Origin of the sequence: Streptomyces tatrensis (assembly GCF_049310065.1) — a bacterium.
Lineage (GTDB): Bacteria > Actinomycetota > Actinomycetes > Streptomycetales > Streptomycetaceae > Streptomyces.
The window spans coordinates 5229034-5255638 of record NZ_JBMDLB010000011.1 but is presented as its reverse complement, the minus strand read 5'-3'; the positions used below and the strand labels follow the sequence as shown (position 1 = coordinate 5255638).

The 26605-nt window shown below is 69.5% G+C and carries 24 protein-coding genes and 1 tRNA gene; 16 read left to right on the top strand and 9 right to left on the bottom strand.

The features are described 5' to 3' along the window. Window positions 1-12: 12 nt before the first annotated feature. The 3 genes from ACODT5_RS39920 (at window position 13) to ACODT5_RS39910 (ending at window position 1796) form a co-directional block, all read left to right on the top strand. Complete coding sequence (locus tag ACODT5_RS39920; RefSeq protein WP_422523892.1) at window positions 13-951, top strand: metallophosphoesterase; 939 nt, start codon at window positions 13-15, stop codon at window positions 949-951. Between the two features lie 36 nt (window positions 952-987). Further along, complete coding sequence (locus ACODT5_RS39915; RefSeq protein ID WP_422523891.1) at window positions 988-1683, top strand: Pr6Pr family membrane protein; 696 nt, start codon at window positions 988-990, stop codon at window positions 1681-1683. A gap of 39 nt (window positions 1684-1722) precedes the next feature. Continuing rightward, window positions 1723-1796 (top strand) — tRNA-Pro (locus ACODT5_RS39910). A gap of 374 nt (window positions 1797-2170) precedes the next feature. Here the strand turns inward: ACODT5_RS39910 and ACODT5_RS39905 are convergent. Then, window positions 2171-3928 carry a hypothetical protein gene (locus ACODT5_RS39905; RefSeq protein ID WP_422523890.1) on the bottom strand — a complete coding sequence of 586 codons (1758 nt, stop codon included), beginning with the start codon at window positions 3926-3928 and terminating at the stop codon, window positions 2171-2173. A 125-nt stretch (window positions 3929-4053) separates the two neighbouring features. Here ACODT5_RS39905 and ACODT5_RS39900 point away from each other — a divergent pair, with 125 nt between their 5' ends. Further along, a complete protein-coding gene (locus ACODT5_RS39900) occupies window positions 4054-4332 on the top strand; it encodes a hypothetical protein (protein ID WP_422523889.1) in 279 nt (92 codons plus the stop codon). A gap of 75 nt (window positions 4333-4407) precedes the next feature. On the opposite strand, the gene ACODT5_RS39895 is transcribed toward ACODT5_RS39900, so the two are convergent. The 3 genes from ACODT5_RS39895 to ACODT5_RS39885 all read right to left on the bottom strand — a co-directional run bounded on the left by ACODT5_RS39895 (window position 4408) and on the right by ACODT5_RS39885 (window position 7123). Continuing rightward, the gene (locus tag ACODT5_RS39895; protein ID WP_422523888.1) at window positions 4408-5913 is read right to left on the bottom strand and encodes a tyrosine-type recombinase/integrase; all 1506 of its coding nucleotides are present in this window, start codon (window positions 5911-5913) and stop codon (window positions 4408-4410) included. A 27-nt stretch (window positions 5914-5940) separates the two neighbouring features. Then, window positions 5941-6312: a DNA-binding protein gene (locus ACODT5_RS39890; protein WP_422523887.1), complete on the bottom strand. Its 372-nt coding sequence runs from the start codon at window positions 6310-6312 to the stop codon at window positions 5941-5943. A gap of 190 nt (window positions 6313-6502) precedes the next feature. Further along, on the bottom strand, window positions 6503-7123 hold the full coding sequence (locus ACODT5_RS39885) for a helix-turn-helix domain-containing protein (protein ID WP_422523886.1): 621 nt from the start codon (window positions 7121-7123) through the stop codon (window positions 6503-6505). Window positions 7124-7401: 278 nt separating this feature from the next. Between ACODT5_RS39885 and ACODT5_RS39880 the strand changes: the two genes are divergently transcribed. The 5 genes from ACODT5_RS39880 to ACODT5_RS39860 all read left to right on the top strand — a co-directional run bounded on the left by ACODT5_RS39880 (window position 7402) and on the right by ACODT5_RS39860 (window position 13879). Beyond that, window positions 7402-8952, top strand: coding sequence for a DnaB-like helicase N-terminal domain-containing protein (locus ACODT5_RS39880; protein ID WP_422523885.1), 1551 nt, complete (start codon window positions 7402-7404; stop codon window positions 8950-8952). 314 nt (window positions 8953-9266) lie between these two features. Next, window positions 9267-10619, top strand: a complete 1353-nt coding sequence (locus ACODT5_RS39875) for a hypothetical protein (protein ID WP_422523884.1) — start codon at window positions 9267-9269, stop codon at window positions 10617-10619. A 22-nt stretch (window positions 10620-10641) separates the two neighbouring features. Further along, window positions 10642-11226 (top strand): plasmid mobilization protein, encoded by a 585-nt coding sequence (locus ACODT5_RS39870; RefSeq protein WP_422523883.1) that lies wholly within the window; start codon window positions 10642-10644, stop codon window positions 11224-11226. 4 nt (window positions 11227-11230) lie between these two features. Continuing rightward, window positions 11231-12937: a relaxase family protein gene (locus tag ACODT5_RS39865; protein ID WP_422523882.1), complete on the top strand. Its 1707-nt coding sequence runs from the start codon at window positions 11231-11233 to the stop codon at window positions 12935-12937. 510 nt (window positions 12938-13447) lie between these two features. Beyond that, window positions 13448-13879 (top strand): DUF3052 domain-containing protein, encoded by a 432-nt coding sequence (locus ACODT5_RS39860; RefSeq protein ID WP_422523881.1) that lies wholly within the window; start codon window positions 13448-13450, stop codon window positions 13877-13879. 88 nt (window positions 13880-13967) lie between these two features. Here the strand turns inward: ACODT5_RS39860 and ACODT5_RS39855 are convergent, their stop codons facing one another. The 5 genes from ACODT5_RS39855 to ACODT5_RS39835 all read right to left on the bottom strand — a co-directional run bounded on the left by ACODT5_RS39855 (window position 13968) and on the right by ACODT5_RS39835 (window position 18147). Then, complete coding sequence (locus ACODT5_RS39855; protein WP_422523880.1) at window positions 13968-14306, bottom strand: hypothetical protein; 339 nt, start codon at window positions 14304-14306, stop codon at window positions 13968-13970. A gap of 393 nt (window positions 14307-14699) precedes the next feature. After that, entirely contained in the window at window positions 14700-15215 is a 516-nt protein-coding gene (locus ACODT5_RS39850) for an SET domain-containing protein-lysine N-methyltransferase (RefSeq protein ID WP_422523879.1), read from the bottom strand. 301 nt (window positions 15216-15516) lie between these two features. Next, entirely contained in the window at window positions 15517-15684 is a 168-nt protein-coding gene (locus tag ACODT5_RS39845; RefSeq protein ID WP_422523878.1) for a hypothetical protein, read from the bottom strand. Window positions 15685-16096: 412 nt separating this feature from the next. After that, complete coding sequence (locus ACODT5_RS39840) at window positions 16097-16717, bottom strand: GNAT family N-acetyltransferase (protein ID WP_422523877.1); 621 nt, start codon at window positions 16715-16717, stop codon at window positions 16097-16099. A gap of 23 nt (window positions 16718-16740) precedes the next feature. After that, window positions 16741-18147, bottom strand: coding sequence for an NsdA family TPR-like regulatory protein (locus ACODT5_RS39835; RefSeq protein ID WP_422523876.1), 1407 nt, complete (start codon window positions 18145-18147; stop codon window positions 16741-16743). Window positions 18148-18529: 382 nt separating this feature from the next. On the opposite strand from ACODT5_RS39835, the gene ACODT5_RS39830 reads away from it, so the two are divergent. The 7 genes from ACODT5_RS39830 (at window position 18530) to ACODT5_RS39800 (ending at window position 26593) form a co-directional block, all read left to right on the top strand. Continuing rightward, on the top strand, window positions 18530-19360 hold the full coding sequence (locus tag ACODT5_RS39830) for an aspartyl/asparaginyl beta-hydroxylase domain-containing protein (protein WP_422523875.1): 831 nt from the start codon (window positions 18530-18532) through the stop codon (window positions 19358-19360). A gap of 44 nt (window positions 19361-19404) precedes the next feature. After that, window positions 19405-20277 (top strand): hypothetical protein, encoded by an 873-nt coding sequence (locus ACODT5_RS39825; RefSeq protein ID WP_422523874.1) that lies wholly within the window; start codon window positions 19405-19407, stop codon window positions 20275-20277. Next, window positions 20274-20873, top strand: a complete 600-nt coding sequence (locus ACODT5_RS39820) for an SLOG cluster 4 domain-containing protein (protein ID WP_422523873.1) — start codon at window positions 20274-20276, stop codon at window positions 20871-20873. Before ACODT5_RS39825 ends, ACODT5_RS39820 begins: the two co-directional genes overlap by 4 nt. After that, window positions 20870-21421 carry an orotate phosphoribosyltransferase gene (locus tag ACODT5_RS39815; protein ID WP_422523872.1) on the top strand — a complete coding sequence of 184 codons (552 nt, stop codon included), beginning with the start codon at window positions 20870-20872 and terminating at the stop codon, window positions 21419-21421. Before ACODT5_RS39820 ends, ACODT5_RS39815 begins: the two co-directional genes overlap by 4 nt. After that, complete coding sequence (locus tag ACODT5_RS39810) at window positions 21418-22086, top strand: HAD family hydrolase (protein ID WP_422523871.1); 669 nt, start codon at window positions 21418-21420, stop codon at window positions 22084-22086. Before ACODT5_RS39815 ends, ACODT5_RS39810 begins: the two co-directional genes overlap by 4 nt. A gap of 224 nt (window positions 22087-22310) precedes the next feature. Beyond that, complete coding sequence (gene alaS, locus ACODT5_RS39805) at window positions 22311-24965, top strand: alanine--tRNA ligase (RefSeq protein ID WP_422523870.1); 2655 nt, start codon at window positions 22311-22313, stop codon at window positions 24963-24965. A gap of 365 nt (window positions 24966-25330) precedes the next feature. Continuing rightward, a complete protein-coding gene (locus ACODT5_RS39800; RefSeq protein WP_422523869.1) occupies window positions 25331-26593 on the top strand; it encodes a Vps62-related protein in 1263 nt (420 codons plus the stop codon). Window positions 26594-26605: the final 12 nt, after the last annotated feature.

Sequence of the window (26605 nt, the reverse complement as noted above, 5' to 3'; positions counted from 1 at the left end):
GAACATATGGGCATGCGTGCGCGTTACGGAGTACCTCTGAAGGTCACCGCCGGGATCGCCGCGGCGGGGGCCGCCGGTCTGGCCTATGCCGCCGGTTTCGAAGCCCGTTCCTTCCGGCTGCGCCGGGTCACGGTCCCCGTGCTCCCGCAGGGGATGCGCCCGTTGCGCGTCCTGCAGGTCTCGGACATCCACATGGTCGGCGGACAGCGCAAGAAGCGCGCCTGGCTGCAGTCCCTCGCCGGGCTGCGCCCCGACTTCGTGGTGAACACGGGCGACAACCTCTCCGACACGGAGGGCGTGCCGGAAGTCCTCGACGCGCTCGGCCCGCTGATGGACTTCCCCGGTGTGTACGTCTTCGGGTCGAACGACTACTACGGCCCCCGGCTGCGCAATCCCGGCCGCTACCTGCTGGAGAAGACGCAGGGCAGGCACGGCCTCAACGGCAACGCGCCGGTCGTCGGAGCCGTCCACAACCCGTGGGAGGGAATGCGGGACGCCTTCGACGCGGCCGGCTGGCTCAACCTCACCAACACCCGGGGCCGGCTCAAGCTCGACGGGCTGGAGCTCGCCTTCACCGGCCTGGACGACCCGCACATCAAGCGCGACCGGTACGCGAAGGTCGCGGGCGGCCCGGATGCGGACGCGGACTTCTCGATGGCCGTGGTGCACGCCCCGTACCTGCGCGTCCTCGAAGCCTTCACCGCCGACCGGTACCCGCTGATCCTGGCCGGCCACACGCACGGCGGGCAGCTGTGCATCCCCTTCTACGGCGCGCTCGTCACCAACTGCGACCTGGACACCAAGCGGGTGAAGGGCCTCTCGACGCACGAGACGCAGGGGCAGCGCGCGTACCTCCACGTATCGGCGGGCTGCGGGACCAACCGCTTCACCCCGGTGCGCTTCGCGTGCCCGCCCGAGGCGACACTGCTGACACTGATCCCGAAGGCGTAACGCGGTCCGGCCCGGTCCTCCGGGTACGTTGACAGGATGATCACACCCGGATCCGCCGCACTCCGCCTTCCGACCGTCGCCTTCCGCGGGCTGATCGCGGCCGCGGCCGTCACCGGCCTGGTCATCGAGTGCGTGTACGGCAGCGTGCCCGTGGTCCTGAGCTTCTTCACGATCTGGACGAACATCCTGGTCGCGATCGTCTACGGGCTCTCCGCCTTCCGCGTCCAGCGCCGCGAGCCGGACGTGGCCCCCTTCTGGCGCGGCGGGGTCCTCCTCTTCATCCTCATCACCGGGCTGGTCTTCCACCTGCTCCTCGCCAACCCGTCGAGCCCCTTCAACGTGGTCGAGGACCTGGACAAGCTGACCGGCGCGAAGTCCGTGGCCAACCAGCTCCTCCACACGGTCACCCCCATCGGCGCCGTCCTGGACTTCCTCTTCCTGACGGCCCCCCGCACCCTGCGCCCGCGCTACGCCGCGCAGTGGCTGGCGTACCCCCTGGTCTACGTGGTCTTCGCGCTGATCCGCGGCGCCCTCCTCTCCCCCGGCGTCCCGAGCCGGTACACGTACCCCTTCATCGACGCCGCCCAGTACGGCTACGCGCGGGTCGCACTGAACGCGGTGGTCCTGGGACTCGCCTTCTACGCCCTCGGCCTCGCCCTGGTCACGGCGGACCGCTACCGCCCGCCGCGCGAAAACCGGATTTCGTCTCCGGCCGAGGGTCCGCTAAAGTAATCGATGTCGCCAGGGCAGCAGTGCTGCAAGGGTGGACATCGGGGTGTAGCGCAGCTTGGCAGCGCGCTTCGTTCGGGACGAAGAGGTCGTGGGTTCAAATCCCGCCACCCCGACTTCGTAAGACCAGGTCAAGGGCTTGATCCGCATCGCGGGTCAGGCCCTTCCTGCGTTTCCGGTGATCGTTTGGGAGAAATCTGGGAGAAGATCTTGGTCGGGTTCTCCCAGGGCATGCTCGCCGTACAGGCATGACATGTGCCGCGCACGACGAGCCGCGCCTGGGCGTTCGCGGACCCAGCAGCCGGCCGCCCCTGAGGACAGCTCGTGGATGAACACTTCGAAACCGAGGACGCCGGCGCTTCGGAGACTGCGGGACCCCCTCTGCGATCCGCGGCACCGTGATGGAGGCCTGGCGGCCGTGCAGTCAGAAGGAATGCTCCGATCCCTGCCGCACAACGGCCGCCAAGAACTCGCCTTCGCCGGCGCGCGGTCAGGCGGCGAGGCGGTCGCACTCCTCGCACACCATGGCCCACAGGACGAGGGGCTCGATCAGGTCGGCGCAGGCGGTCTCTGTCTCCCCGCGATACGGCATGTACTCCTTGGTGAGGTACTGGGGGATGCCGAGGTCCACGCGGAGGCGTTTCAACACGGCCTGTTCGACCTGGTAGGCGTCGGCACCGGTAGCGAAGTCCATGGTTCGTACGGCATGCCATCCGCCAGACTGGAAGGCGGCGAGGCGCTTGGTGCCGGTGTTGGTGATGCCGACCTTCACGGCGTTCAGGCCCTGATGGTGAAGGACGTAGACGAGAGCGGGGGCGTCCATCTTGAAGCCTTTGTTCGTGCAATACACGCACCCGGAGCCGTTGCGGACGTTGCCGTACATGGGCGTGCTGACACGGTCACAGGTCGAGCATCGGGAGGACCAGCCGACGCCGCTACCGGGATAGTCGGTCAGCGGCTGGAATCCGCTGGCAAGCATCGCGGACACGGCCACCTCCGCTAGGAGGGCGCGGCGCTTTGCACCTCCCTGGACGTATCCGCACTGCTCGCAGGCTCCGTGACCGCGCTGGACGGTGACGACACGGGGATAGCCGATGTGGCCGCACCGGTTGCACCGGCAGCGCCAGGGTGCCGACGAGTTCCCCGGGTACGGGTCGATCGGGGTGACGTCGGCTCCTCGCATGACGCCCTCGGCCTCCTCGGGGGTGATCGGCCGATTGGAAGCGCAGCACGGGCCGCCCCTTCCCTTCGTCTTGCGGGCCAGATAGAGCGTCTGCGACGTCTTCTGTCCGCACACGGTGCACAGGCACGACCAGTGCGCATCGACGCCGCCGGGGAAGGGCTCCGTGGGTTCGAGGCCCTGGGCGCGCATCTCGTCGGCGGCCTTGTCGGCGTCGGTACGGCGGGCGTCGATGGTACGTACGTGGCCGCAGAAGCGGCAGCCGTGACCAGCACGTATGGCCATGAGGGAGGGCGACGGCTCCTTGCCGCACACGGTGCAGCGGCACAGCCAGGAGGCGCCGACACGGCCGGGGTAGGGCACTTGGGGTTCCAGGCCCACATCACGCACCTCTCCGGCGGCCTGTTCGGGGTCGACGAGCCGCGAGGCCGCCGCTGCGGCAACGGCGCACACCTTGCAGGCCGCGACCTTGCTACGGCGCGCGTCCCCGAGACGGGTACGGCTCTCGGTGCCGCATGGGATGTGCCGGGACAGCCATGGATCGTTGGTGGTACCCGGGTAGGGCTCCAGCGGCTCCCTGCCGAGGGCGCGCAGTTCGGCAGCGCTCTCGGCCGCGCGCTGGGCCCTTCGCTCTGCGGCCTGCTCCGGGGTGATCCGCAGATTCCCGTTGGGGTGCGGTGAGGGATGGCAGATGGGGCACTTTCCCATACCCTGCCGGAGCAGATACCGGCTGGTGCGGACTTCAGTGCCGCACGGGATATGTCGGCAATGCCACGAGTCCCGCGCTTCGCCCGGGTAGGGGTCGATGGGCTCGTACCCGTGGGCGCGCATGTCGGCTTCAGCCGTGTTCGGGTCGACGAGGGCCGCCTTGGCGGACCTGGCCATGCCGCACGTGGGGCAGCCGCGACCGGCGCGAATGAGCTTGAACGTCAGCGTCTCCGCTATATGGCCGCAGTCGGTGAACTGGCACCGCCAGGGCAGTTTGGTACCCGGGTAGGCGTCGAGAGGTTCGATCCCCCGGGACTCCAAATAGGCAATGGCATCGGCTTCGGTGATACGGCGCGGCACTGCGGGCGGCTCCTCGGCGGTGGGGGTACCGCCCGTATCCTGCCGTACCTCCTACACTCCATGCCTGGCCAACTTGCCTATTACGCGCGGATAGGACCCTGTGCGTTGCGGGTCATGATGGGTCAATGACGACATGGTTCCGCAGCTACTGGGACGAGGAAGAAACCTGGTTCTACCTCGAGGTCGGTGACGACGACTGCGTGAGCCGGCAGGTCGAACTGCAAGGGGCTGAGCTGCGGCCTGTTGCCGCTGCCCGGGACACCGACTCCGACGCGCGGTACGGGATCACCGCCGAGTCCCCCGTGTCCGAGTGGAAGGGCTACCTGCCAGAACGGCTGACCGCCGCGCAGTTCGAGGACATCTGGGTCACAGCGCGGCGGCACCTCGAAGCACTCATCACCTGAAACTGGGATGTCCCTTGTGGGATGCGAGCAGGGGCTGGGTTCCATGGCGAGTCCAGCCCCTGCATCAGATATCGGCTACTCCCTCGCCCGCAGCAACCGGTTAAGGATTGCAACCGGCGAGCTCGCACTCATCACGCGCCGCGCGTCCAAAGCCGCCTCCCACTGAGCGGTGAGCCCCGCGAGGAGGCGCCGGCGCATGCCGGGGGTGACGTGGGCGTAGCGGGCCGAGACCGAGCCGTCGATGTGGCCCATGCGCTCGTCCATGAGGACCTTCTCCGTCCCCAGGTCCTCCATGACCGTGCGGTGGGAATGGCGGAGGCCGTGCGGGGTGAGGCCCTTCGCAATCGGAGTCCAGCAGGCGTCCGCGCGGCCCTGGGCGTTGCGGCCCCGTACGGGAATGCCAGGCCAAGGGTCGCCGAGCAGCGGGACCGGACGGGCCTCCTGCGGGGCCTTCTTCGGGTACCAGCCGGTGGCGGCTGGCTGGAACAGCCAGGTGGCGAAGCCGTTGCGCCGCCAGTGGGCGGCGTGCTCGCTCGGCACCCCGCCACGCACGAAGCCGAGCTCGCCGATGGCGAGTTCCACGCGGACTCGGGTGGCCTCCCGGACTCGGTCAGGGTGGTTGAGCACGTTGGAGACCGTGCCGGTGGAGACCTCAGCGCGGCGGGCGACGTCCACGAGCTTCGCCCCCTGATGGCCGCCCGTGCGGGCGGTGCCCTGGCCCTGGAAGACGTACGTCCTCCCGTGGCAGGAGCAAGGGCTCGGCTTCGTACGGGCGATGTGGTTGGCCACCAGGGCGGACAGCCAGTCCGGTGCGTCGATGGTGCGATAGCTGTCGTCCTTGGGCGGGCAGCGGACCAGTTCGCCGGAGTCGAGCTCGTACAGCTGCCACTCGACCCGGACCGAGCCCCGGCGTGCGAACTCAGTCTCCAGGCCGACGATTTCGCCCCAACGCATGCCGGTGTACGCCTTGAGGAGCACGGCGACGAACTCGTCGTCGCGACCTGAGAGCAGCGCTGCCCGCTCGGCTACGAGTAGGACGCCGAGCGCGTCGGTGACCACCTTTTCCGGCCCACGGTCGCGGGAGCGGCCGGCGCGCTTGCCCCGCCCACGCCGCTTCGTCGCGGGGTTGGACGTGATGAGCCCTTCGTCCACCGCGTCGGCAAGGATGAGGTGGAGGGTCGCGCGCCAGGTCTTGACACTCGACGCCGCGTACTCGGCCTTCTCCGCCTTCTCCCACCGGTCGACATCGGATCGTAGGACGCCTCCGAGAGCCATCTCCCCGAACTCGGGGAGCAGGTGCTGCTCGATGTGGCGCCGATAGTTCTGCATGGTGGAGGCGGCCAAGTCCTGGTCGTCGTACCAGCGACTCGCGTAGTCACCGAAGGTCTCCTGTCCCCGTGCCGGGTCGCGCCATTCACCGCGTCGGACGGTCACCTCCTCGGCATCCGCCGCCTGCTTCGCCTCCCGCTTGGTGGCGAACTTGACCACCGCGCCCGTGGTGTCCTGGACGGTGCCGTACTTACCGTCGGCCAGCTTGTACCGGCCTCGCCAATAGGTGCTGCGCTTCTCCGCGTAGCCCACGTATCCCCCTTTCCGCCGTGGGTCGGCCTAGGCGGCGGTCCCGTAGCGGGCTTGGGCATCGAGAAGCCGCCGGGGTGGCCGGGCCTTCAGCTGTGTTCCCGGCAGAGACGTGCCGACGCGGGGAACGGAACGGGCCTGCGGAGAGTGAGCCGTATGCGCGGGAACAGTCGCCTCGGCGGGGTGGGCCGCCCCTGCGGGCCGCTCCTCGTGAAGGCTGATGATCTCGGCAAGGTGATCCGAGGTGAAGCGGTAGGCGCCGCCGACGTACGTGAACGGGATGAGGCGGCGACGGGCACGGTCACGGACCCACCAGGCGGAGCAGCCGAGGGCGGTGGCGATTTCGTCAGGTCCGAACAGGCGCGGCAGGACGTGGTCGGCCGGCGGCTTGCGCTTCGTCATCGGGCACCGCCTCGGGTGGGGCGGGCATGGGAGCAATGGCGCAACGAGGGTTGGCTTGGGCGCACGGGGACTCCTTCCCGCTGGAGCTGGCACTCCTGTAGCGGGATCGTGTGATGGGTGGTCATGAAGGGTGTGGCTTTGCCCCGGCTCGCGGCGCGCTAACACCGCGGGTGAGCCGGGACGGAGAGTGCTACTGGACGTCGTCGAGGAACTGGAGGTCCTCGGGGAGAGCCGGCGGCTCGATGCCTCGCGCGCGAAGCTTGCGGCGGTAATCGCGGAGATCGATGACACTGTCCTTGGCGTACGCCTGGATGGCCTCGCGCATGCTCCTGCCGTTCAGGCGCTGATTGCGGTACAGGCCGTGCTGCTGGGTCTCCTCGGCGAGCTGGATAGCCTTCTGCACCTGGTTGACGGCCTGCGCGTGGATGCGCAGCTCGAAGATGATCTCGTTGGCGGTGCCGGGGTTCGGGTCGCTGCCCAGGAGGGTCTCGCCGCTGATCCAGGCGATGGCGTCCCAGATCGGGAGCTCCTCCCCGGGGACGACCTCGACCGCGCCGGCCATGCCGACGGGCAGCATGAGCATGATCGGCGGGATCTCCAGGGCCTTGGCGAGGACCAGCAGTTCCGCGAGCTCCACGCCGGACCGGCGCCCGTTCTCCAGATTGGCGATCGAGGTCCGCGGGACCGGGTATCCGAGCTTGCCGCAGGCGTCCGCGAGGGCCTGAGCGCTCAGCCCCCGGTCCTTCCGATAGTGGCGCACCGCGTCGGCCACGTGCTGCGTGAGGCGCCCCTGCCAGTCGTTCTGCGTCATACCACCACGTTAACTTGGCGATCGCACAGACTCAACCCCATCTTGCGTATCCACAGCACAATTATTGTGCGCAGAAGATTCAAAGTTGGGGCTTGACTGTGCGGCCAGTACACACGATGCTTCTGGTCCCGGACGTGGCCCGCCGCGCCCGGAAATGGGAGCGGCCCCCGGTGTTAGCGCACCGGAGGCCACGAACGGCTCCCTGAATGACCACCCATCAAGACGATCAACCGGGAGTGCGGCCTGCCAGGGCCGTATGCACTCCGGGGAGGGAATCCATGCCCAACCCTACGGCCATCGGGCCCACAGGCACACCCCTGTCCGCACAGCTCGCCCAGCCGTCCACCCTCGCGGCGGCCGGGTCGATGAACGTGCCGCGCAACGAGGCAGCCGAGATGGCGGTACTCGGCGCATGCATCTACCAGAGCGAGGCCATCGACCGCCTCCGCCAGATCCTGGAGCCGGGCGACTTCTACCACCCCGCCCACACCACCATCTGGCATGCCCTGGTGGAGCTGCGCCGACAGCAGGCACCGACCGACCCCATCGCACTCGGCCACCGGCTCCAGCGCACCGGGGACCTGAACCGCGTCGGCGGAGCCACGTACCTGCACACCCTCGCTTCGTCCGCAGCGGTCGGGTCGGGCGCCGAGTACTACGCCGACATCGTCCGGCAGCAGGCCGACCTGCGCGCCATGCAGGCCATGGCGGTCCGCGTCCTGCAAGGAGCCACCTCGGAAGGCGCGGACCCCGAAGAGGTCAGGACCCTGCTGAACGCCTCCCTGCAAGAGGTCACGGACCGATCCCGCCGCAGCTCCGGCGGACGCCTGCAGCGCTACGCCCTCGACGGCTGGGCCTTCGTCACCGACACGGCCACCGACACCGAGCCGATCTGGGGCGCACCGGGGAAGGCGGCCTGGGCAGCCGGCGAGAGCCTGATGCTGGTCGGCCCGCCCGGGGTGGGGAAGTCCACCATCGCCCAGCAGGTCGTCCTGGCCCGCATCGGCCTGATCGCCCAGGTGCTGGACATGCCCGTGCAGGAGGGCAAGAAGGTCCTCTACATCGCCGCGGACCGGCCCAGCCAGCTGGCCCGCGCCTTCAGCCGGATCATCCGGCCGGTGGACGAGAAGATCCTTCGCCAGCGCCTTGTCTTCTGGTCCGGGCCGCTGCCCGCGTCCCTGATCGCCGAGCCGCACCTGCTCGCCGAGCTCGCGGCCGAGCACGGTGCCGACACCGTGGTCATCGACAGCCTCAAGGACGTCGTCGGCAAGCTGACCGACGACGAGGCCGGGCTCGCCTACAACAACGCCCGCCAGCAGCTCCTTCGCGACGGCGTCCAGCTGATGGAACTGCACCACCAGCGCAAGCAGGGACAGGACGCCTCACGCAACCAGCGCCCCATCCTGGACCAGGTCTACGGCTCCGCCTGGTTCACCGCCGGCGCCGGTAGTGTCCTGTTCCTCGCAGGTGCGGCGGGCGACCCGATCGTCCACCTCCACCACCTCAAGACGGTCAACGACGAGATCGGGCCCCTGCCCATCACCCACGACCACACCCGAGGCACCTCCCGCGTCGAGACCCACCTCGACCCCCTCACCCTGCTCCGCCAGGCCGGTACGCGCGGCCTGACCGCCCGCCAGCTCGCCGAGCAGATCACCGGCGAGACCAGCCCCAGCCAGGCGGACATCGCCAAGGCCAGGCGCCGCCTGGAGAACCTCGCCACGAGCGGCCACGCAGCCCAGGAGACCGGCGCGGGAGGCGGCTCCGGCGGGGGCCAGGCCACCCGCTGGACCGCCGCCCCCACCCGCCACATGACCGTCGTCTCCTGACCCCGGGGCGCGTACGCGGACCCGTACGCGCCCGACCGGCCAGAACACGCCTACGCAGCGCCTACACCGCATTCGTATTTCACGAAACCGCAGGTCAGACGCGTACGGCCGAACGAACGACTCGTCCGCCCCAAAGCGCTTACGTGCTTCCCCCTCTTTAGGGAGGGGGAAGCGTAAGCGCCCCCAGCACCCGCCCGTCTGCACAGGCACCTGCCTCTCCCCCAGCCCACCCGCGTGGGCCCCTGGTGAAGGCCGCCCAGACGTAGGCCCGGTCCGTGATCGCCTCCTCACCATCCTTCGGAGTAGCCCCGTCCATGCCGCCTGCCATAGCCGACCCGCTCGCCACCGCTGCACTCCCGTTCGCCGGTGATCTGCTCCTGCCTCTGTCCGTCCTGGCCGCCGCCTGCGCACTGGTGGTGGGCCTGATCGCCCGACGCAACGAACGCCGCCCCCACGATCGGACACGGCGCCTCTCGGCCGCAGCCGTTACAGCCGCTGCAGCGGCGCTCGTGTGCACCGCCTACAGCGCGGACACCAGCTGGCGGTTCGCCGCCCACTACCTCGACATGCGCAACACCACCGAGCGCACCGTGATGTTCGCCGCCGCGGAACTGGCCCTGTTCGCACTGGCACTGATGGCTCGCCAGAACCTGCACGGACCGAGGCAGGCAGCCGGCCTGCCGGGAATCCTGGTCTTGGTGATCACCGCAATACAGACCATCCCCGCCTATGCCGAGTCCGGCCCGGTCGGCGGCACCGTGCGTGCCTTCACCGGCCCGGTGATGGCCGCCGTGCTGTGGCATCTGGCCATGGGCATCGAGCTCCGCCAGCGCACCCCCAACGCCGCATCCCGTGGACTCGCCGCGGTCCTCGCACGGCAGGCCCGTGAGCGGCTGCTCGCCGGTCTGGGGATCGTCGAGCAGGACCAGGGTGCCGCCCAGATCATTCGCGACCGGGCCATGGAGCGGGCCGTCACCCTGGCTGCCCGCCTCGCCGAGATGCCGCCCGAGCAGCGCACCACGCGGGCGGGCCGGCGCACTGTGCGCCGCCTGTCCAAGGCTCTCGCCCGCTCCGGCATCGACGTCGACCTGGGCCGCAACGAGCAGCTGCTGCGCCAGCTCGCGACCCGCCGCCAGGCAGCCGCGCTGGCCACCATCGACCTGCCCGGTCGCTGGCCCACGCCCGCCGGGCAGCCCGTCGGCCCGCCCGCAGCGCCGCCCGACCATTCCCGGGCGGGCGCCGACGGGCGGGCGGAAGGCGACAGGCGGGCAGGAGACCGACCCCGCCCGCACCCGTCAGCCCCGGGCGATGAGGAACCCCACCCGGGCGCCCGCTCACAGTCCGCCCGCCCGAATTCCACTGCCCGCTCCGACCCGGAGCCGATAGCCCGCCCGCAAGGGACGGCTGCGCCGCCCACGGGCAGCGGCTCCGGTACCCCACCGGGCAAGCGCTCTACCTCGAAGCCGAAGCGGCCGAGCCGCAAACCCCGCGCCTCCAACGACGTCCTTCGCGACTACGCGCACCGTCTCCATGACGAGCAAGGCCGACTGTCCCGCGACTTTCTGGAGCAGGTCGTACGCGGCGACGGATACAGCGTCGCCAGCGACGACGCCGGTGCCATCGTCCGCGCGGTCAAGGCCGAACTGAGCGCCTCCCGCCCCAGCTGACGGCCACCCCGACAGGAGACCCATGCACGCCCCGAACCACGAACCCGTCACGCCCCAGCAGCAGTCGTCCACCACCCCAGCTTCAGGCGCAGCAAGTTGTCGGGTAAGGAGTCCTTACCCGGCCTCCGCCCCAGGGGAGGCGGAGGCATCCGGCGCTGAGGGGGCGCCGGAGGTGGCCGGCCCGGGGGAGCCGACCACGCGAGGAGCCACACAGACACCTACCCCGCGCCGCCGTCTGCGTGAAACCACACTGCGCGAGCGCCGTGTCCATCCGCGCTACAGCGACGACGAGTTCGCCCTCCTCGCCAAGGCCGCAGATCTGAGCCGCATGCAGGTGGGTGGCTACGTCGCCGAAACGTCACTCGCTGGCGCTCGCGCCGTGGACCCCACCGCAGCGGTCGCCGACTACCGCGCCATGGTCAAGGCGCTGATGGCCGCGAACAGCCAGCTCGCCAAGATCGGCAACAACCTGAACCAGCTCACGTGGCACCTCAACAAGGACGGCGCGTGGCCCGCGCCGGACATCGTGTGGCGGCTGCTGGATCGGGTCGAGGCGTCGATCACCGACGTGGACGTGGCCGTCGCCCAGGTGACCTCAGGACGGTGACCACGTGATACCGAAGATCATCCTCGGCAAGGGCGAGCGCGCCACACGCCGTCTGATCGGCTACCTGTACGGGCCGGGCAGCGCCAACGAGCACACCGACCCGCACCTGGTGGCGTCCTGGAACGGCTTCGCCCCCGACCCCGGCCGCAGCCCCCACCGCAACCCGAAGCACGTCGAGGACCAGCTCGCCGCGCAGCTCGACCAGCCCGTGAAGATGCTCGGCGACAAGGCCCCGACAACTACGGTGTGGCACTGCCCAGTACGTGCCGCACCTGAGGACCCGATCCTGACCGACGCCCAGTGGGCGGACATCGCCCGCCGGATCGTGGCCGCCGCCGGCATCGCCCCCGAAGGCGACGAGGAAGCGTGCCGCTGGGTGACGGTACGCCACGCCGACGACCACATCCACATCGCCGCCACGCTCGTACGCCAGGACGGCCGCCGCCCCCGCCGTGACCACGACATCCGCGCCGTCCAGCGCGAAGCCCGGAAGATCGAAGCCGACCTCGGCCTCCGACGGCTCAAGCCCGGCGACGGCACCGCCGCCAAACGCCCCACCAGCAAGGAACACTTCAAGGCCAAGCACCAGGGCCAGAACACCACGGCCCGCGAGGTCCTGCGCATGCGCGTACGCCGCGCGGTGGCCGCCGCTTCCAACGAGGCCGAGTTCTTCGCCCTGCTGGAAGCGACCGGCGTCACGGCTCGGCCCAAGACCGGACCGTCCGGCGACGTCCTCGGCTACAGCGTCGCCCTGCCCGGCGACGTCAACAAGAAGGGCGAGCCGGTGTGGTTCTCCGGCTCCACTCTCGCCGGCGACCTCTCCCTGCCCAAGATCCGCCGGCGCCTCGACGACTCCGGACCCAACCCGGTCACCACCCAGCCGACCAACCCGTGGCACCAGGCCACCGCCGCCACCGAGCGCATCCCCGATCACCTCACCCGCGGAGACGACCACGTGGCCCAAGGCCAGCTGGTCGCGCTCGGCGGAGTACTGGATCTGCTGCCGCTCACCGCACCTGCCGCCGTGAGGACCGACCTCGAACGTGCCGCCGCCGCATTCGAGCGCGCCACACGCTCACGCATCACCGCCGACATCGACAGCGCCCGCGTCCTGCGGCGCAGCATCCAGACGATCCTGCGCAACCCCGCTACGACAGGCGACGGGGCCGGCCTGGCGATGCTGCTGGACACCGTACTCATCGCCGTGGCCTTCGCCATGCACTGGCACCGCAAGCACCAGCACGCCCAACAGGAAGCGGCAGCCGAGCAGACCCTCGTCCACCTCCAGACCGCGTATGCACACGTCGCCGTTCCAGTTCTGAACGACCTCGCCCACCGCGCCCCCGGCATGCAGACCAGGCAGCGCTACGCCCACCACCTCCACCAGGCCGCTCCCGAACACGCCCAACACATCCTGCAGGACCCCGCCTGGGACGCCCTTACCGCCGTCCTCGCCCAGGCAGAAGCCGCCGGCCACAACGCGGCCACCGTCCTCGACCAGGCCCTCGGCCAGCGCACCCTGGACGAAGCCCGCAACCCCGCCCGCGCGCTGACCTGGCGCATCCAGCGCCTCGGCCAACGCCACGTACCCGGCCCGCGCGCCCAGGCAGCCAGGGCCCGCAGCACCGCACGACGCCCCAACGCCCTCGTCCACCCGACGGGAGGCACGCCAGCCGTTATGCAGCAGCCGCCACACGTGCGGCGTCGTTGATCGGCTGACCTGCAACTGCCGATGCGTTCTGGGACAGGTGGGCAGTATGGGCCTGGGGCACGCTTCAGCTCCAGGCGGCGGTCTCGGCCGCCCGTCCGAGGCGGAGGACCGGATCGGGTACGCGAAGGATGCCGCCGAGCGGATGGATGCGTACGCGGGGGCGCCGGAGTACGACCGGCACTCGCTGACGTTCTCCGCCGGGAACGTGCAGATCCACGCGATCAGCGTCGCACTGGAGATGGGCGCCATCGCGGAGGAGCCGCGGCACGTTTCCGGCTGCCGTGCTCGAACTCCTCACGCACACGCCTGCCCGGCCGAGCCCGGTCGGCGGCGCAGTCGCCGAGCTCGCGCCTGGCGGGATGCCGGTCGTTGCGCGACCGGGTGCGGTGGAGGCGACGTTGACATCGCCTGGGTGAACCACCGCGTGTTTGGGATGCGACGCGGGTGCGCAGCGCTCAACCTGGGTCTGGGCCTCCGGGCCACGGCGCCTGACGAGAGGGAGATGGAAGCGTGGTAACAGCTGGAGAAGCGGGCAAGGTCGGCGTAGCTGACAGGCTCGGCATCGAGCCCCAGATGGTGGTGCAGGAACTGGGATGGGCTGAAGACATCGATGATGACGTCCGCGCCGCCGTGCAGGAGCAATCAGGGAGCAAACTCCTGGATGCGGACGCAGACGGAGTGATGGACGTAGTCCTTCTGTGGTGGCGGGAGAGCGATGGCGATCTGACCGACGCCCTCGTCGACGCGATCGGGCCGCTCGCCGACGACGGCGTCATCTGGGTGATCACCCCGAAGACAGGCCGAGCCGGCTACATCGAGCCGAGCGACATTGCCGAGGCGGCCACTACCGCAGGCCTTGCCCAGATCCTCAACACCGGCGTCGGCGAGGATTGGGCGGGTAGCAAATTGGTGTCTCCGAAATCCCCCAAGACAAAGCGATGAGCTGCCTGGCCACCAGCACACGCCCTGCCAGCCCTGCTCGACGGGAAGCCTGACGGAGGACCCCGGCGGTGACCGCCGGGGTCCTCCGTCATTCAAGATCGATCTCAGCGCCAACGGCTGTACCAGTCGCAGGGCCGGTCCCGGGGCGGGCGACGTGTCGGGGACCGAGTCGGCGTCGCAGTTCAAGGTTCTCGCTCTGAGCGGCTTCCAGGGCCTGTCGCAGGGCCTGGACTTCGTCGCGGTGCCGTTGCTTGAGCTTGGCGAGCTGGGCAGTCAGAGTGCGGACGCTGCTGCTGGGTGAGTCGTCAGGCGGCTGCGTGGTCGGCCGTGGCGGGTGGTTTTGCTGCTGGGTGCGGAGCTGCTCGACACGCTGGCGGACTTCGGTGTTCCGGTAGAGGAAGACGCCCACGCCGCCAGTGTCGATCATCGTGTCCCCACTTGCTCGTTGCAGTGCTGGCCTGGGCATCGGGGCCGTTCTCGCGCATCCACGTTATGCAGACCTGCCGCCCGGATACGGCCGAGCATTGCGCCCGGCCGGGCAATGGCCGGACCTCTCATCAGCGTCTCCGACGGCACCCCTCGGGCCCGGTGACACCACCCCCCAGGTCATCCGTTCGACAGGGGGACACAGTCATGCCGGGCCCGGAGGCCAGCGGCCCTCTTGCAGGACCGCGAAAAACATAATTCGGGGGGAGGAATCCTTCAGCCACGCGTCACAGAGGAGTCGCCGCGGTCGGCATGGCACCAGGAGCCGGGCAAAGGCCGCAAGGAGCAGGAAGGCCTGCGGCGCCGGGCCCGTCGTCACAAGTCTCGGCGCACTTCATGGACCTGTCGGTCCGTCGAGGAGATAGGGCGCGGCGAAGTCCCGGTAGGCGTCCCTTCGATCGGAGGGCAGGTCCTTCCAGCCGGTGATCCGGCCTCGGCACAGGAGTGTCCCGCAGCGACACCGAGCCGGGAAGTGCTCGATGGTGTAGTTGCGCATCGCGTAGTCGAAGTTGATCTCCTGGCCGGTCGCGATGGGGAGGCGGGCGAGCAGGTCATGAGCCCCGGACGCGTTAAGCCCGATGCCGCAGTTCGGGTCGCAGGAGTGGTTCACCTTTGGCACCAGACCGCCGTGCCGCACGAAGCGATTCCAGCTGATTTGCGAGGCGTGGGCATCGTTGCGGTCGAGCTCGGCCACGATGACACCGGCCAGAACCAGCTCTCCTGCCCGGAAAGGCCGTGTGGCGAACACCCCTGCCCCTTTGCCCACGGATTCCCGGAGCTCGGCCCCCGGGCCCCGGACCGCCGCAGCCAGCGCAGCCGGCAGCGGGGCGGCAGAGTCTTCACGGTTCATGAAAAGGCCCTTCGGTCGGTCCGGCGGAATACTGCGCGGGGCCGGAGCGTCAGGTCGAGCCGCCGGGCGACACCGGAGCTTTACCAGAGTGCTGGTAGGCGACACACAACCGCACCGGCCTCCCGCACGCCAGGCGGATTCCGGCCTGAGCAGTCCAAGCCGCCCGGGAAGCTCCCGGGCCTGCGGGCCGTTCCCGTCCCGCGGCTATGCGAATCCCGTAGATCGAGACCCCGAGTGGACGTACCACCGTTCGGGTGGCCAGGACGGCGAGCCGGGCCGGGCTACCCGCAGGTGCCAGGCGTCACGCGGCTTCGCTGTCGAGGCCGTCGCGGAGTTTGGCGAAGTCAACGTCCAGGTGCGGCTCGTACACGTCGGGGATGATGCCGAGTGCATGCGTGGAGTATTCCCCGAACCGGTTGATGTTCTCCGTGATGTACGGGGAGATCTCCGCCCGGGCTCGATCTTCCATCCCTCGGCTTGCAGTTCACGCACGATCACGGCGATGTCCGTGGCCTGATGGAAAATAACGGCGTTCGTGAGCAGGGCGTTGAATTTCATCGCCTTCCCCTGCTCGGCGGGTCGTTGTCGGCGACTCCAGGCAGAAGCGACATACTCAGGACAGGCCCCGACACACGGTGATATTGGACGTGCTTGGCCGAGCAGCATCATCCCGGCCGGTGAGTGGGCCTTCAGGGCTTCAAGATCATCCCATGGCCTCCTTTGGGCTTACCTGGGTCATGGCCGCAGTACAGCCAGCAGGTGCCGTCGACCCAGTGGTTGCCGTCGTCGGTGGCCGCCGGGCCGGGCAGGCCGCCGCGCGCGAACTCGGCGATGCGGGGATCCCTGGGTGGCGCGGCAGGCCCAGCTCGGGCAGCACCAGCTCACGTCTCCTGTCCACTGACAGCGTCAGGTGGGGTCGCACGCGCCGGGGCTCCGTGGGCTGTGTCCGGCTCAAGGGCGTCGACCGGTGTCCACTCGTGCTCCAGGATCGAGTAGGTGATCGAGTCTCGCCAGGCTCCGTGAACGAAGACGTGATCGCGGATCCGCCCGTCCTCGGTCATGCCCGCTCGCAGGAGGGTGCGCGCGGATGCCTCGTTGAGTGGCGAACGCGCAGCCCACATGCGGTGCAGGCCCAGGACCTTGAAGCCGAGCGTGCACAGCAGCTGGACGGTCTCCGTGCCGAGGCCCTTGCCCCACTCCGCCGGGTTCAAGGCGAAGCCGATGGTGGCCGCCTGATGCGGTTCGGTCGCCAAGCGCGCGTAGCCGATCAGCCGGTGTTCACCGAGCGGGGTGATGGCAAGGCAGTACTCGGTTCGCGGGGTGTCCTTCGCGGAGGCGATGGACCGGTCGGTGATCGCCTGGACCTGGTCGCGGGTGCGGGGCTCGAAGCTGAGGTGCCGGGTGGCCTCGGGGTCACCGTAGATGGCCAGGATGGCGGCGGTGTCCTCGGGTTCGACTTCGCGTAGCGCCAGGCGGGGGCCGGCCAGGTTGACTGGGGTCATGCCTTCGGAGCCTACCTGCGGAGTCACCGGACGAGGACGGACGTCGGGGTGGCCGTGAATGCTTCGATCTCCTCGCGCAGGCTGGCCGCTGCACCACGGCTTCGTCGACCTTCGGCCTGCAATGCGGCGTGGACCCGCTGGGCGCTGCTGGTGATGCCGAAGTTCCGCTGCTCGATGGGGAGGTCGAGCACGGGCTGTACCGCCTCGGTGGCGCCTTCGATCTCGCCGCGGGCGATGCGGGCGAGGGCGAGGTCGGTCTGCGCGCCGGCCTCGTCACCGAAGGCCCATTCGTCTTCCGGGGCTGTGCGGTACGCGGCGACGGCGGCCTCCGACTGGCTCTCGCCGAGTGCGGGGTCCTCGCCGAGGTGCACGGTGGCCTCGGCGACGTAATACAGCTGGCGGGGCACCGGGAAGGTCATGATGCCGCCGAAGGCGTCGAGGTCGTCGGGTTCGACAGCTGTGCGGGCTTCCTCGGCCTGCTGGATGGCGGTACGCGTGGCCTCGCCGTCGCCGAGGAGGGCGTGGGCGCGGGCGGAGAGGCAGGCCAGCCAGACGCTGGTGGTGCCGCGGACGTTGCTTGCCGTGCTCTGGCCGAGGGTGGCGTAGTCGGCGGCTTCGGAGGGGCGCCCGGCCCAGTAGGAGATGAGGGACTGCAGGGAGCGGACCCAGGCGCGCATGGCGTGGTGGTCGGCGTTGTCGGCGCAGACGAAGGCGGTGCGGGCCTGCATCATCGCGGCGCTGGGGTTGCCCAGGTCGTGGCTGGCTTTGGCGAGCATGCCGGAGGTGATGCCGGCGAGCAGGTAGAGCTCCCGGGCCTGCAGGGGTTTGACCCGGCCGTGCTCCAGCAGGCGGAAGGTGAGGTCCTGGATCTCGACCAGGTCGCCGAGCAGGGTCGGCAATGCCAGCCTCGGGTAGGCGACGGTCAGCCGTCGTACTTCGTCCTGGATCTGGCCGAGGGTCTCCGGGCCGATGCTGCTGCCCTCCGCGAGTGCGGTGAACCTGAGCGCACGACGAGCCGCCATCGCGACCTGCCTTTCCAATTCGGTGGTGCCCGCGTCGAGGCGGGACTCGCTGCTGAACGGGCCACCAGCAGGCAGCGCCGCTGCCTGCTCGGTTGGGAGAAGGACAGGCACTGGCCGTGGCGGCAGGATGACGAGCGGGGGAGCGACTGCAGGCATGTGCGCTGAAGCGGCCGGCGCGGGAGAGAGAAGGAGATCGACGCTGACGCCGAACATGGCCTCCAGCACTCGGCACTGGTCCGGGTAGGGGCGGGTCTTGACCGCGCCTCCGTACCAGCGCTCGAACTGCCGCTTGGAGACCGACAGGCCTTGAAGCCGGGGGTCGTTCTCCTCATGGGCGGCCGTGTTCGCGGTCGCTTCGAACCGGAGCCGGAAGGTCTCGTAGACCTGCCAGTGCCTCTGCAGCGTCAAGACCCTTAAGAGCGTGGGAGTTTCAGCCACAGCAGATCCTCTCCGTCCCCGTTCGCCTGGTCTGACGATAGCCATGGCTGGTCGGCGGGAAACCCGTTCGGAGGCTCTGCGGCTCAGATGACGGCAGCCATGACGGCAGTCATGACGCATGACGTCATCGTCCGGCGCGCCACCCCCTCGACAAGGGCGGTCTCATGACGGCGGTGACGTCGTATCCATGCCCCAGCGCCCGCCGCCATGCTGAACGCACTTCGCTTTGTGTGTGGCTCTGACCGCGAAGCGTGAGATCGGCAGCTGCGTCAGCAGCCCGGCTCGATCAACCCATCCAGCACCACGCGCACACCTGTCCGCTGCTCGGCGGGCCGGGAACGGGAGGGAACCGATGGAAACTCTGACCGCTCTGGCAGGGCAGATCGCCCAGCTGGACACCGTAGACACCGCCCGGCTGGAGCGGATGCGCCACGAGGCCCTCACAGCCCAGGCGCCCTGGAAGGCGGAGTACAGCGCCTACCAGTCCGGCGGCTGGTGGACGACCTCGCTGATGAACGCCTCGGGTGACGCCGCCGACGTGACGATCGGCGACTGCGCCGCCAGGCCGACGGGCCTGCTGGCGCAGATGCCGGCCACTGCCGCGCTGCTGGCCGAGCTGGGTCTGAACTACATGTGGGTGCGGCTCGCCCGGCTTGAGCCCAACGCCTTCCTGTGGGAGCACCGCGACTACGGCGATCTCGACCAGGTGGAGCGGCACCGGTTGCACATCCCGCTGCACACCAACACCTCGGCGTTCCTGGTCACCGGCGGCACCAAGGTGCACATGGCCGGCGGGCGGATCTGGCGGCTGACACCGACGTACGCCCACGGGGTGTGCAACCTGCTCGGCCCCGACCGGATCCACCTGATCGCCGACGTGTACGCCGGCGACTCCTACCAGCGCCTGGCCCGGCACCCCGCGCTCCACTCGACCGCCGCCGAGCCGCTGCCCACTGCGAACCAGGTGATCCTCGCGGAGCGGCTGCGGGCCGCACGCGCGATGGCAGATCTGGGTTACATGGACGCAGCCGAGCGAATGCTGCTGCGGCTCTTCTACACGTACGCCTTGCCCGAGGGCACGGTCTACGACCTGATCGCCGAACTGCACACCTCGCTCGGCGACGAAGAGGCGGCGACGCGCTGGGCCTCGGCCAAGCGGCGCCTCCTCGCCCTCACGGCCTGACCACCTGCAAGTCCAACCCGCCGGAATTCGAACGGAGGACGCGCATGCCCACCCTGCACCTCGCCGAACTTACCCACGCCAACCGCCCGGCCCAGCTCCCGCTGCTGTCCAGGCTCGCCGACACCCTTGCCACGTCCCGGGCCGTCACCCACCTGATGGTCCGCGGCTCGCTGGCCCATGGCACCGCAGACCGTCTCTCGGACCTCGACTTCGTCGTCGGCGTCCACGACGCCGATCTGCCCGCGTTCGTCGCGGCTCTCGACGATCTGATGTCCACCGAGGCCGGCGCCTTATTGCCCGGCTGGCGCGACACGATCGTCGCCGACCTCGGCGGCGTCGGGATGGTCTTCCTCGTCCCGGACGACGGACACCTGCACCAGATCGACCTGTACCTCGCACCCGCTTCGCGCATCCCCCGCCTGGAGGCGACGGTCGCCACCGCCTCCCTTCTCGACCGCATGGCCGCACCGGCCACAGCCGACGAGGCCGCGGCGGCCGCGCGCTTCGCGGCCGAGTTCCTCGCCCGGCCCCGTACCTGCACCGAGCTGCTGATCGAGCACCTGGTGCTGGCCGTGCTGCTGCACAAGCGCATCAAGCGCGGCCAGCGATTCATCGCCTACTCCGAATGGCACCGCCTCCACACCGCAACGAAGGACCTGATCAAGACTGCGCTGGCCCCCACCTCGCGGTTCTGGGGCTGGTACCAGCTCCGTGAGGAGATCGCCCTCACCCCGATCGGGCGGGCCTGCCTGGACGACCTGGACGCCGCGATCAGCGGGCCGGCTGTCCCCCTGGCCACCGACGTCGACGCGGCCATCGATCGGATGCTCACCCTGGTCGAACGGGCCTGCCCCGAGGCGCTGAACGGCCTGGGGACCGCCATCACCGCCTACCGCACCTACCAGGAGCTGGTGTGAACGCACTCCACCTCGCGGGCCCGGCCGCCACCCGGGCCCGCGAGGGCCTGAACGCTGTGTTCTTCGGCGGGGTGGTCCCCGCCTCCGCCGAGGAAGAGGCGTTGGCGGAGGAGATCGGTCGGGCCCTGGCCCAGGCCGGCTATGCGCTCCTGCACGGCGGCTACAACGGCCTGATGGAAGCCGCCGCCTGTGGGGCGGCGTCCCAGGAAGCCGCCGTGACCGCAGTGACCCTGCTCAGCAAGCACGACGCATGGGGACCGTTCAACCCGCACACCACCGCGTCTGTCCACCTGCTCGACGTCGGCGCCCGCCTCAATCACTACCTGGACAACGCCGACCTCGTCGTCGCGATGGGTGGAGGCGTCGGCACCCTGCACGAGCTGACCGCCGCCCTCTACTACGCCACCACCATCCGGCCCGTACCGGTCTGCCTTGCCGGACCGGCCTCCTTGCGCCTGCTCGCCTTCCTACGCGAAGAGAGGTGGTTGTTCGAGACCCCGACCCGCCCCCTCGGCTTTCTGTCGACCGCCAAGTCCGTCGACAACTTCCGCTCCGTCCTCGCCACGCTCGACTCAGCACCGATCGGAGGAGCATGACCACGACCACACAGCTGACCGGCCTCGCCGCCCGGCTCGCCGACACCGCTTGCGTCCGCGCCCCGTTCCACCTCTCCAACGGCACTCTGCTCGACGGCTACTTCGACGAGTACCGCCTGGCCGCCGACCCCGCACTCCTGCGCGACACCGCCGCCGCCATGGCTACCCTGGTCCCCGACGACGCGCAGCTGCTGGCCGGCATCGAACTCGGCGGCGTCCCCCTCGTCGTCGCCCTGTCCGCAGCCACCGGACTGCCTGCCGTCTTCCTCCGCCGTCACCCCAAGGGCTACGGCTCCCGCCAGCAGATCGAAGGCGCCGCGCTCGACGGCCGCCGCACCGTACTCGTCGATGACGTGGTCCGCTCCGGAGGCCAGCTGCTCGCCATGGCGCACACCTTGCGGATCGCCGGGGCACCGGTCACCGACGCGCTGTGCGTACTGGAGCGTCCCCTCGGCGGCAGAATGCTGCTCGCCGAGCACCATGTCACCCTCCACACCCTGCTCACCGAGACCGACCTGCCCTCGCCCCAGACAGGTGGTGCGCCGTGAGGCGGGCCGTGCTCTTCGACCTCGACGGTGTCCTCATCGACAGCCGGGCCGCCCAACTCGCCACCCTGGCAGGCTTTGCGACCTCCAGCCTCGGCCGTCGCATCACGGTCTCCGACCTTCCCCCTGAGGCAGCGACCACCCCGCGCGCCCAGGTACTCGCCGAACTCGGCCTTGCCGGAACGATCAACGAGGACGGCTGGGACGCAGCGTCGGCCACTGCCACCCTCACCACCGAAGTGTTCCCCTTCGTCGCCGACACCCTCGCAGCGCTCCGCGCTGCGGACATCGCCACCGGCATCGTGACCCTGCGAAGCCGCCAGCGGGTCAACTGGCTTCTACCGCCTGCCGTCCTCGACCTGATCGACACCGTCGTCTGCTACGAGGACGCGCCGCCCAAACCGGCACCGGACAGTGTCCTGCTCGCACTCGAACAGCTTGGCGTATCCCCCAGCGGCGCCGTGTTCGTGGGCGACATGGAGTCCGACGTACACGCGGCCGGAGCAGCGGGTGTGACCGCAGTCGGCGCAGGATGGGGCTTCGCCGGCGCCGATGCCCTCACCCGTGCCGGAGCCAACCTCGTGCTCCGCCATCCCGAAGACGTCGCCGAAGTGCTGCTCCTTCTGATGGGAACCGGCCAGCAGGCCACGTACTCCAAGCGATCATGACTCCGCTCCCGCTACTCTTGGTGGTGCAGTTACAGCGGACCGTTCCGTCCATGTCGGCTGCACCACCTGTGAGCAACGGATCAGGAGTCATGGTCTACACCGTGGGGGCGCGAGCTATCTGCGTCGAGCTGGAGAACTGAGAACCTCAGTCCCTGTTCTCGGCCCGGCTCGGCGTGTGATCGACCCCCACCTCTCCACGACTCTTCCGTGAGGGCCATAACGCCATGCGCTCGACGCAGATCCGCTCCACCTTCCTGGACTACTTCACCTCCCGCGGCCACCGCCAGGTCCTGTCCAGCCCCCTCATCCCCTCCGACCCGACCCTGCTGCTGGCCAATGCCGGCATGAACCAGTTCAAGCCCTACTTCCTGGGCGAGGTCACCCCGGAGAACCGCCGCGCCACCACCATCCAGAAGTGCGCCCGCACCTCCGACATCGACAACGTCGGCCGCACCAACCGGCACGCCACGTTCTTCGAGATGATGGGCAACTTCTCCTTCGGCGACTACTTCAAGGCCGACGCCATCGCCTACGCCTGGGAACTCCTCACCCAGGGCTACAACCTGGAGAAGGACCGGCTCTGGATCACCGTCTACGAGGACGACGACGAGGCCGAACAGCTCTGGCGCAAGATCGGCGTCCCCGCAGAGCGCATCCAGCGCCTGGGCATGGAGGACAACTACTGGTCCATGGGCGTCCCCGGCCCCTGCGGACCCTGCTCGGAGGTCAACTACGACCGCGGGCCGGCCTTCGGCCGCGAGGGCGGACCCGCCGTCGACGGCGAGCGCTACGTGGAGATCTGGAACCTCGTCTTCATGCAGTACCAGCGCGGCGAGGGCGACAAGAAGGGCAACTTCCCGATCCTGGGCGAGCTCGCCCAGCAGAGCATCGACACCGGCCTCGGCCTCGACCGCCTCGCCGCGATCCTCCAGGACGTCGAGAACGTCTGCACGACCGACCTGCTCATGCCCACCCTGAACACCGTCCAGGAGCTCGCCGGCCGCGCCTACCCCGGCACCCCCGACGAGAAGGTCTCCTTCCAGGTCGTCACCGAGCACGCCCGCTCGATCGCCTACCTGATCGCCGATGGCGTCCTGCCCGCCAAGGACGGCCGGGGCTACGTCCTGCGCCGCCTCATGCGCCGCGCGATCCGGCACGCCCGCCTGCTCGGCATCGACCAGCCCGTCCTCGCCCCCACCACCGCCAGCGTGATCGCCAACCTCGGCGACGTCTGGCCCGAACTCACCGACCAGGCCAACCTCATCGAGCAGGTCGTCACCGCCGAGGAGGAGTCCTTCACCCGCACCCTCGCGCAGGGCACCCGGCTGCTGAACGCCGCGATCACCCGCACCCGGGAGAGCCGCTCCGGCTCACTGCCGGGCGAGACCGCCTTCGAACTCGCCGACACCTTCGGCTTCCCCCTGGAGCTGACCGTCGAGGCCGCCCACGACGCCGGCCTGACCGTCGACGAAGACCGCTTCGCCACGCTGCTGGACGAGCAGAAGAAGCGCGCCAAGACCGGCGGCAAGGCCAAGACCGCCGACGCCCTGCGCCGCCAGGACACCTACCGGGAGCTGTCCGCCCACCTGCCGCGCACCGACTTCCTCGGCTACGAGCACCTCACCGCCGAGGTCACCGTGCTCGGCCTGATCTCCGGCGGTGCCGTCACCACCAGCGCTCCCGAGGGCTCCGACGTCGAATTCGTCCTCGACCGCTCGCCGTTCTACGCCGAAGCCGGCGGCCAGATCGGCGACACCGGCACCCTGCGCACCGAAGACGGCACCCTGCTGCGGATCACGGACACCCGGTACGGCCTGGAGGGCTTCCGCGTCCACAGCGCCCGCGTCGTCGAAGGCGAGCTCCTCACCGGGGCGAGGGGCGAAGCCGCTGTAGACGCCGACCGCCGCAAGGGCCTCATGCGCTCCCACTCGGCCACCCACATCCTGCACGCCGTCGTACGCGCCACCCTCGGCGAGCACGCCCGACAGCAGGGCTCACTCGTCGAATCCGACCGCCTCCGATTCGACTTCGCCCACTTCTCCGCCGTCACCCCCGAGCAGCTCGCCCGGATCGAAGCCGCCGTGAACGGCCACGTCCTCGACGACCCTGCCGTCCGCGCCTGGCACGCCGACCGGGCCGAAGCCGAGGCCGCCGGCGCCATCGCCCTCTTCGGGGAGAAGTACGGCGACACCGTCCGCATCGTCGACATCGGCGACTTCTCCCGCGAACTGTGCGGCGGCACCCATGTCGCCCACGGCTCCCAGGTCGGCGCCTTCCGCCTGCTCAGCGAGGGCTCGATCGGCTCCAACCTCCGCCGCATCGAAGCCCTGACCGGCCACGGCGCCCTCCGCCACCACGACGTCGAACGCCGCATCCTCGAAGAGGTCTCCTCCCTCCTCGGTACCCGCCCGAAGCAGGCCGCCGAGACCCTCCATAAGCGCCTTGGCACCTTGGCCGCCGCGGAGAAGGAAGTCTCCCGCCGGCGCGAGGCCGACTTGCGGAGCCAGGCGGAACAGCTCGCCTCCTCCTCCCGCCAGGTGCCCGGGGGCCGGATCGTCTCGCAGCGGGTCTCAGGACTCGGCGCGAGCGACCTGCGCAGCCTGGCCACCAGCACCGCCGACCGCCTCAGCAGCGACCGCGCGGTGGTCGTCCTCGGCACCGAGCACGACGGCAAGGCCCTCCTCGTCGCCGCAATCACCCCCGGCGTCCTCGGCTCAGGAACCTCGGCCAGCCAGATCCTCGCCTCGGCCGCCCGCACCGTAGGCGGCGGAGCAGGCGGCACTGGCCCGATCGCCAATGCCGGAGGCCGCCGCGTCGAAGCCCTCGACGAAGCCCTCAGCATCGCTGTCCAGGAAGCGACCCGCGCCCTCGACCAGTAGGCCGCAGACGCGGGAGGCGCGCTGCAAGCGAGGCCCCAGCCGGGGTCACCGCCTGCAGCGTGCCTCCCGCTGGCCCTGTTCACGACTTACGACAGCACCCGGATCGCGGTCCTGTTCGGCCGTCGGGCAGCCGGCGGCGATCCCGAGCCTGGCATCGAAGAGCTAGAGGGGTACGCGGCCGGGCAGCCGCGGCGAGTCACCATGTGTGACGACTGCCTTCCTGATAGTGATGTTCGGCGGCCCGAGGGCGGCCACGTCGACACCCACAGCAAGTTCAGGCCGCTGCAGGCGGAAGCGGCACGCCCGGCCAGCCCACGATCACAGGCACGCACGACCGCTGGATCTCAACGAGGAGATGGTCTGTCATGGCTTCGACATCCAAGGTGTTCGGGGAGCTTGAACTCGCATTCACCGATCAATTCACATGGTGCTGGGACGACAAGGACACAGGAGGCGACCTGTCCGGGAGCTTTTGGCACCCCGTCGCACCGGCAGGCTTCAAAGCCTTGGGCACCATCGCGATCTCGGCCTGGCGTGCGGCCAATCTGAAGACGGACCGCGGCGGCTACGAGATCAAGGACTATGTGGTGGCCCTCTGTGTGAAGGACGCCGGCAAGACACCGGCCGGTGAGAAGCCGGCACTCGCACGGCCGACGGGCTACGAGAACGTGTGGACGGACCACGGCAGCGGCGGCAAGTACAACGGGGCCGTGTGGCGCCCGATCCCGCCCGCGGGATACGTCGCGATGGGCTTCGTAAGCCCGGTGAACACCTACGAGCAGCCATCTCTGGACGCGGTGGTGTGCGTGCGCGAGGACCTCACCTTCTGCGCCAACGTGACTGCGGGGTACCACGACAAGGGGACTGGCGCCAAGAAGGACCTGAGCCTCTGGAAGAACACTGTGCCCCCGCAGTACGTCGACAACACCCCAGGCGCCACCAGGGTGTTGATCGCGCCCAACACCTTCGCCGCCCATGGATCCTTTGCCCAGCCGGAGATCCTGCCCGAAATGCGCGTGCTGTGCCTGCCGATGCCCGTCGAGAAGCCCAAGCAGCCGGCCTTCCCCGAGCTGACGAGCAAGGACACGCCACCGCAGCAGACGCCGGAGATGGCGGCCAACGCCGTGTGGGTGCCGTTCACCGCCATCAACGACACCGACAAGCCGATCTCGTGGAAGGTGGCGAACTCACCGTTCTACAAGATCGAACGTAAGGCGTCGTGGGCTCTGGTCCTCCACTACAACAACACCAGCGAGTTCCCGCAGAAGAAGACCAAGACCCTGATCACGGGTGTCGAGAAGGAGCAGTCCTCTGCCTTCAGCATCAACACCGGCGTCTCGATCACCACGACTCTGGGCGTCAGCACTCCCGTAACCTCAGCCGAGGTCAGCACCACCTACAGCCTGGAGCTGGGCTTCTCCAACTCGACATCGTTGAAAGAGCTCGAATCCCAGTCCGTCAGCTGGGAGTTGTACGTACTCCCCTATACGGCCGGCGCGATCTGGGCTGCCACCAGCACTCTCCAGGTCGTACGGGCCGACGGAACCCGCGTCGGCCCGCCGCTAACCTTCAAGGCCGACAGCTCCCACGTCGACCAGTACCCGGACAAGGCGCCCATCGCCAGCTGACCACACCTACGA

What these genes read in the sequence shown, in the direction of transcription:
- ACODT5_RS39920 (WP_422523892.1), top strand. Translation starts at nt 13, where the DNA reads ATGCGTGCGCGTTACGGAGTACCTCTGAAGGTCACCGCCGGGATCGCC.
- ACODT5_RS39915 (WP_422523891.1), top strand. Translation starts at nt 988, where the DNA reads ATGATCACACCCGGATCCGCCGCACTCCGCCTTCCGACCGTCGCCTTC.
- ACODT5_RS39900 (WP_422523889.1), top strand. Translation starts at nt 4,054, where the DNA reads ATGACGACATGGTTCCGCAGCTACTGGGACGAGGAAGAAACCTGGTTC.
- ACODT5_RS39890 (WP_422523887.1), bottom strand. Translation starts at nt 6,312, where the DNA reads ATGACGAAGCGCAAGCCGCCGGCCGACCACGTCCTGCCGCGCCTGTTC.
- ACODT5_RS39885 (WP_422523886.1), bottom strand. Translation starts at nt 7,123, where the DNA reads ATGACGCAGAACGACTGGCAGGGGCGCCTCACGCAGCACGTGGCCGAC.
- ACODT5_RS39880 (WP_422523885.1), top strand. Translation starts at nt 7,402, where the DNA reads ATGCCCAACCCTACGGCCATCGGGCCCACAGGCACACCCCTGTCCGCA.
- ACODT5_RS39875 (WP_422523884.1), top strand. Translation starts at nt 9,267, where the DNA reads ATGCCGCCTGCCATAGCCGACCCGCTCGCCACCGCTGCACTCCCGTTC.
- ACODT5_RS39870 (WP_422523883.1), top strand. Translation starts at nt 10,642, where the DNA reads ATGCACGCCCCGAACCACGAACCCGTCACGCCCCAGCAGCAGTCGTCC.
- ACODT5_RS39855 (WP_422523880.1), bottom strand. Translation starts at nt 14,306, where the DNA reads ATGATCGACACTGGCGGCGTGGGCGTCTTCCTCTACCGGAACACCGAA.
- ACODT5_RS39850 (WP_422523879.1), bottom strand. Translation starts at nt 15,215, where the DNA reads ATGAACCGTGAAGACTCTGCCGCCCCGCTGCCGGCTGCGCTGGCTGCG.
- ACODT5_RS39845 (WP_422523878.1), bottom strand. Translation starts at nt 15,684, where the DNA reads ATGGAAGATCGAGCCCGGGCGGAGATCTCCCCGTACATCACGGAGAAC.
- ACODT5_RS39840 (WP_422523877.1), bottom strand. Translation starts at nt 16,717, where the DNA reads ATGACCCCAGTCAACCTGGCCGGCCCCCGCCTGGCGCTACGCGAAGTC.
- ACODT5_RS39830 (WP_422523875.1), top strand. Translation starts at nt 18,530, where the DNA reads ATGGAAACTCTGACCGCTCTGGCAGGGCAGATCGCCCAGCTGGACACC.
- ACODT5_RS39825 (WP_422523874.1), top strand. Translation starts at nt 19,405, where the DNA reads ATGCCCACCCTGCACCTCGCCGAACTTACCCACGCCAACCGCCCGGCC.
- ACODT5_RS39815 (WP_422523872.1), top strand. Translation starts at nt 20,870, where the DNA reads ATGACCACGACCACACAGCTGACCGGCCTCGCCGCCCGGCTCGCCGAC.
- alaS (WP_422523870.1), top strand. Translation starts at nt 22,311, where the DNA reads ATGCGCTCGACGCAGATCCGCTCCACCTTCCTGGACTACTTCACCTCC.
- ACODT5_RS39800 (WP_422523869.1), top strand. Translation starts at nt 25,331, where the DNA reads ATGGCTTCGACATCCAAGGTGTTCGGGGAGCTTGAACTCGCATTCACC.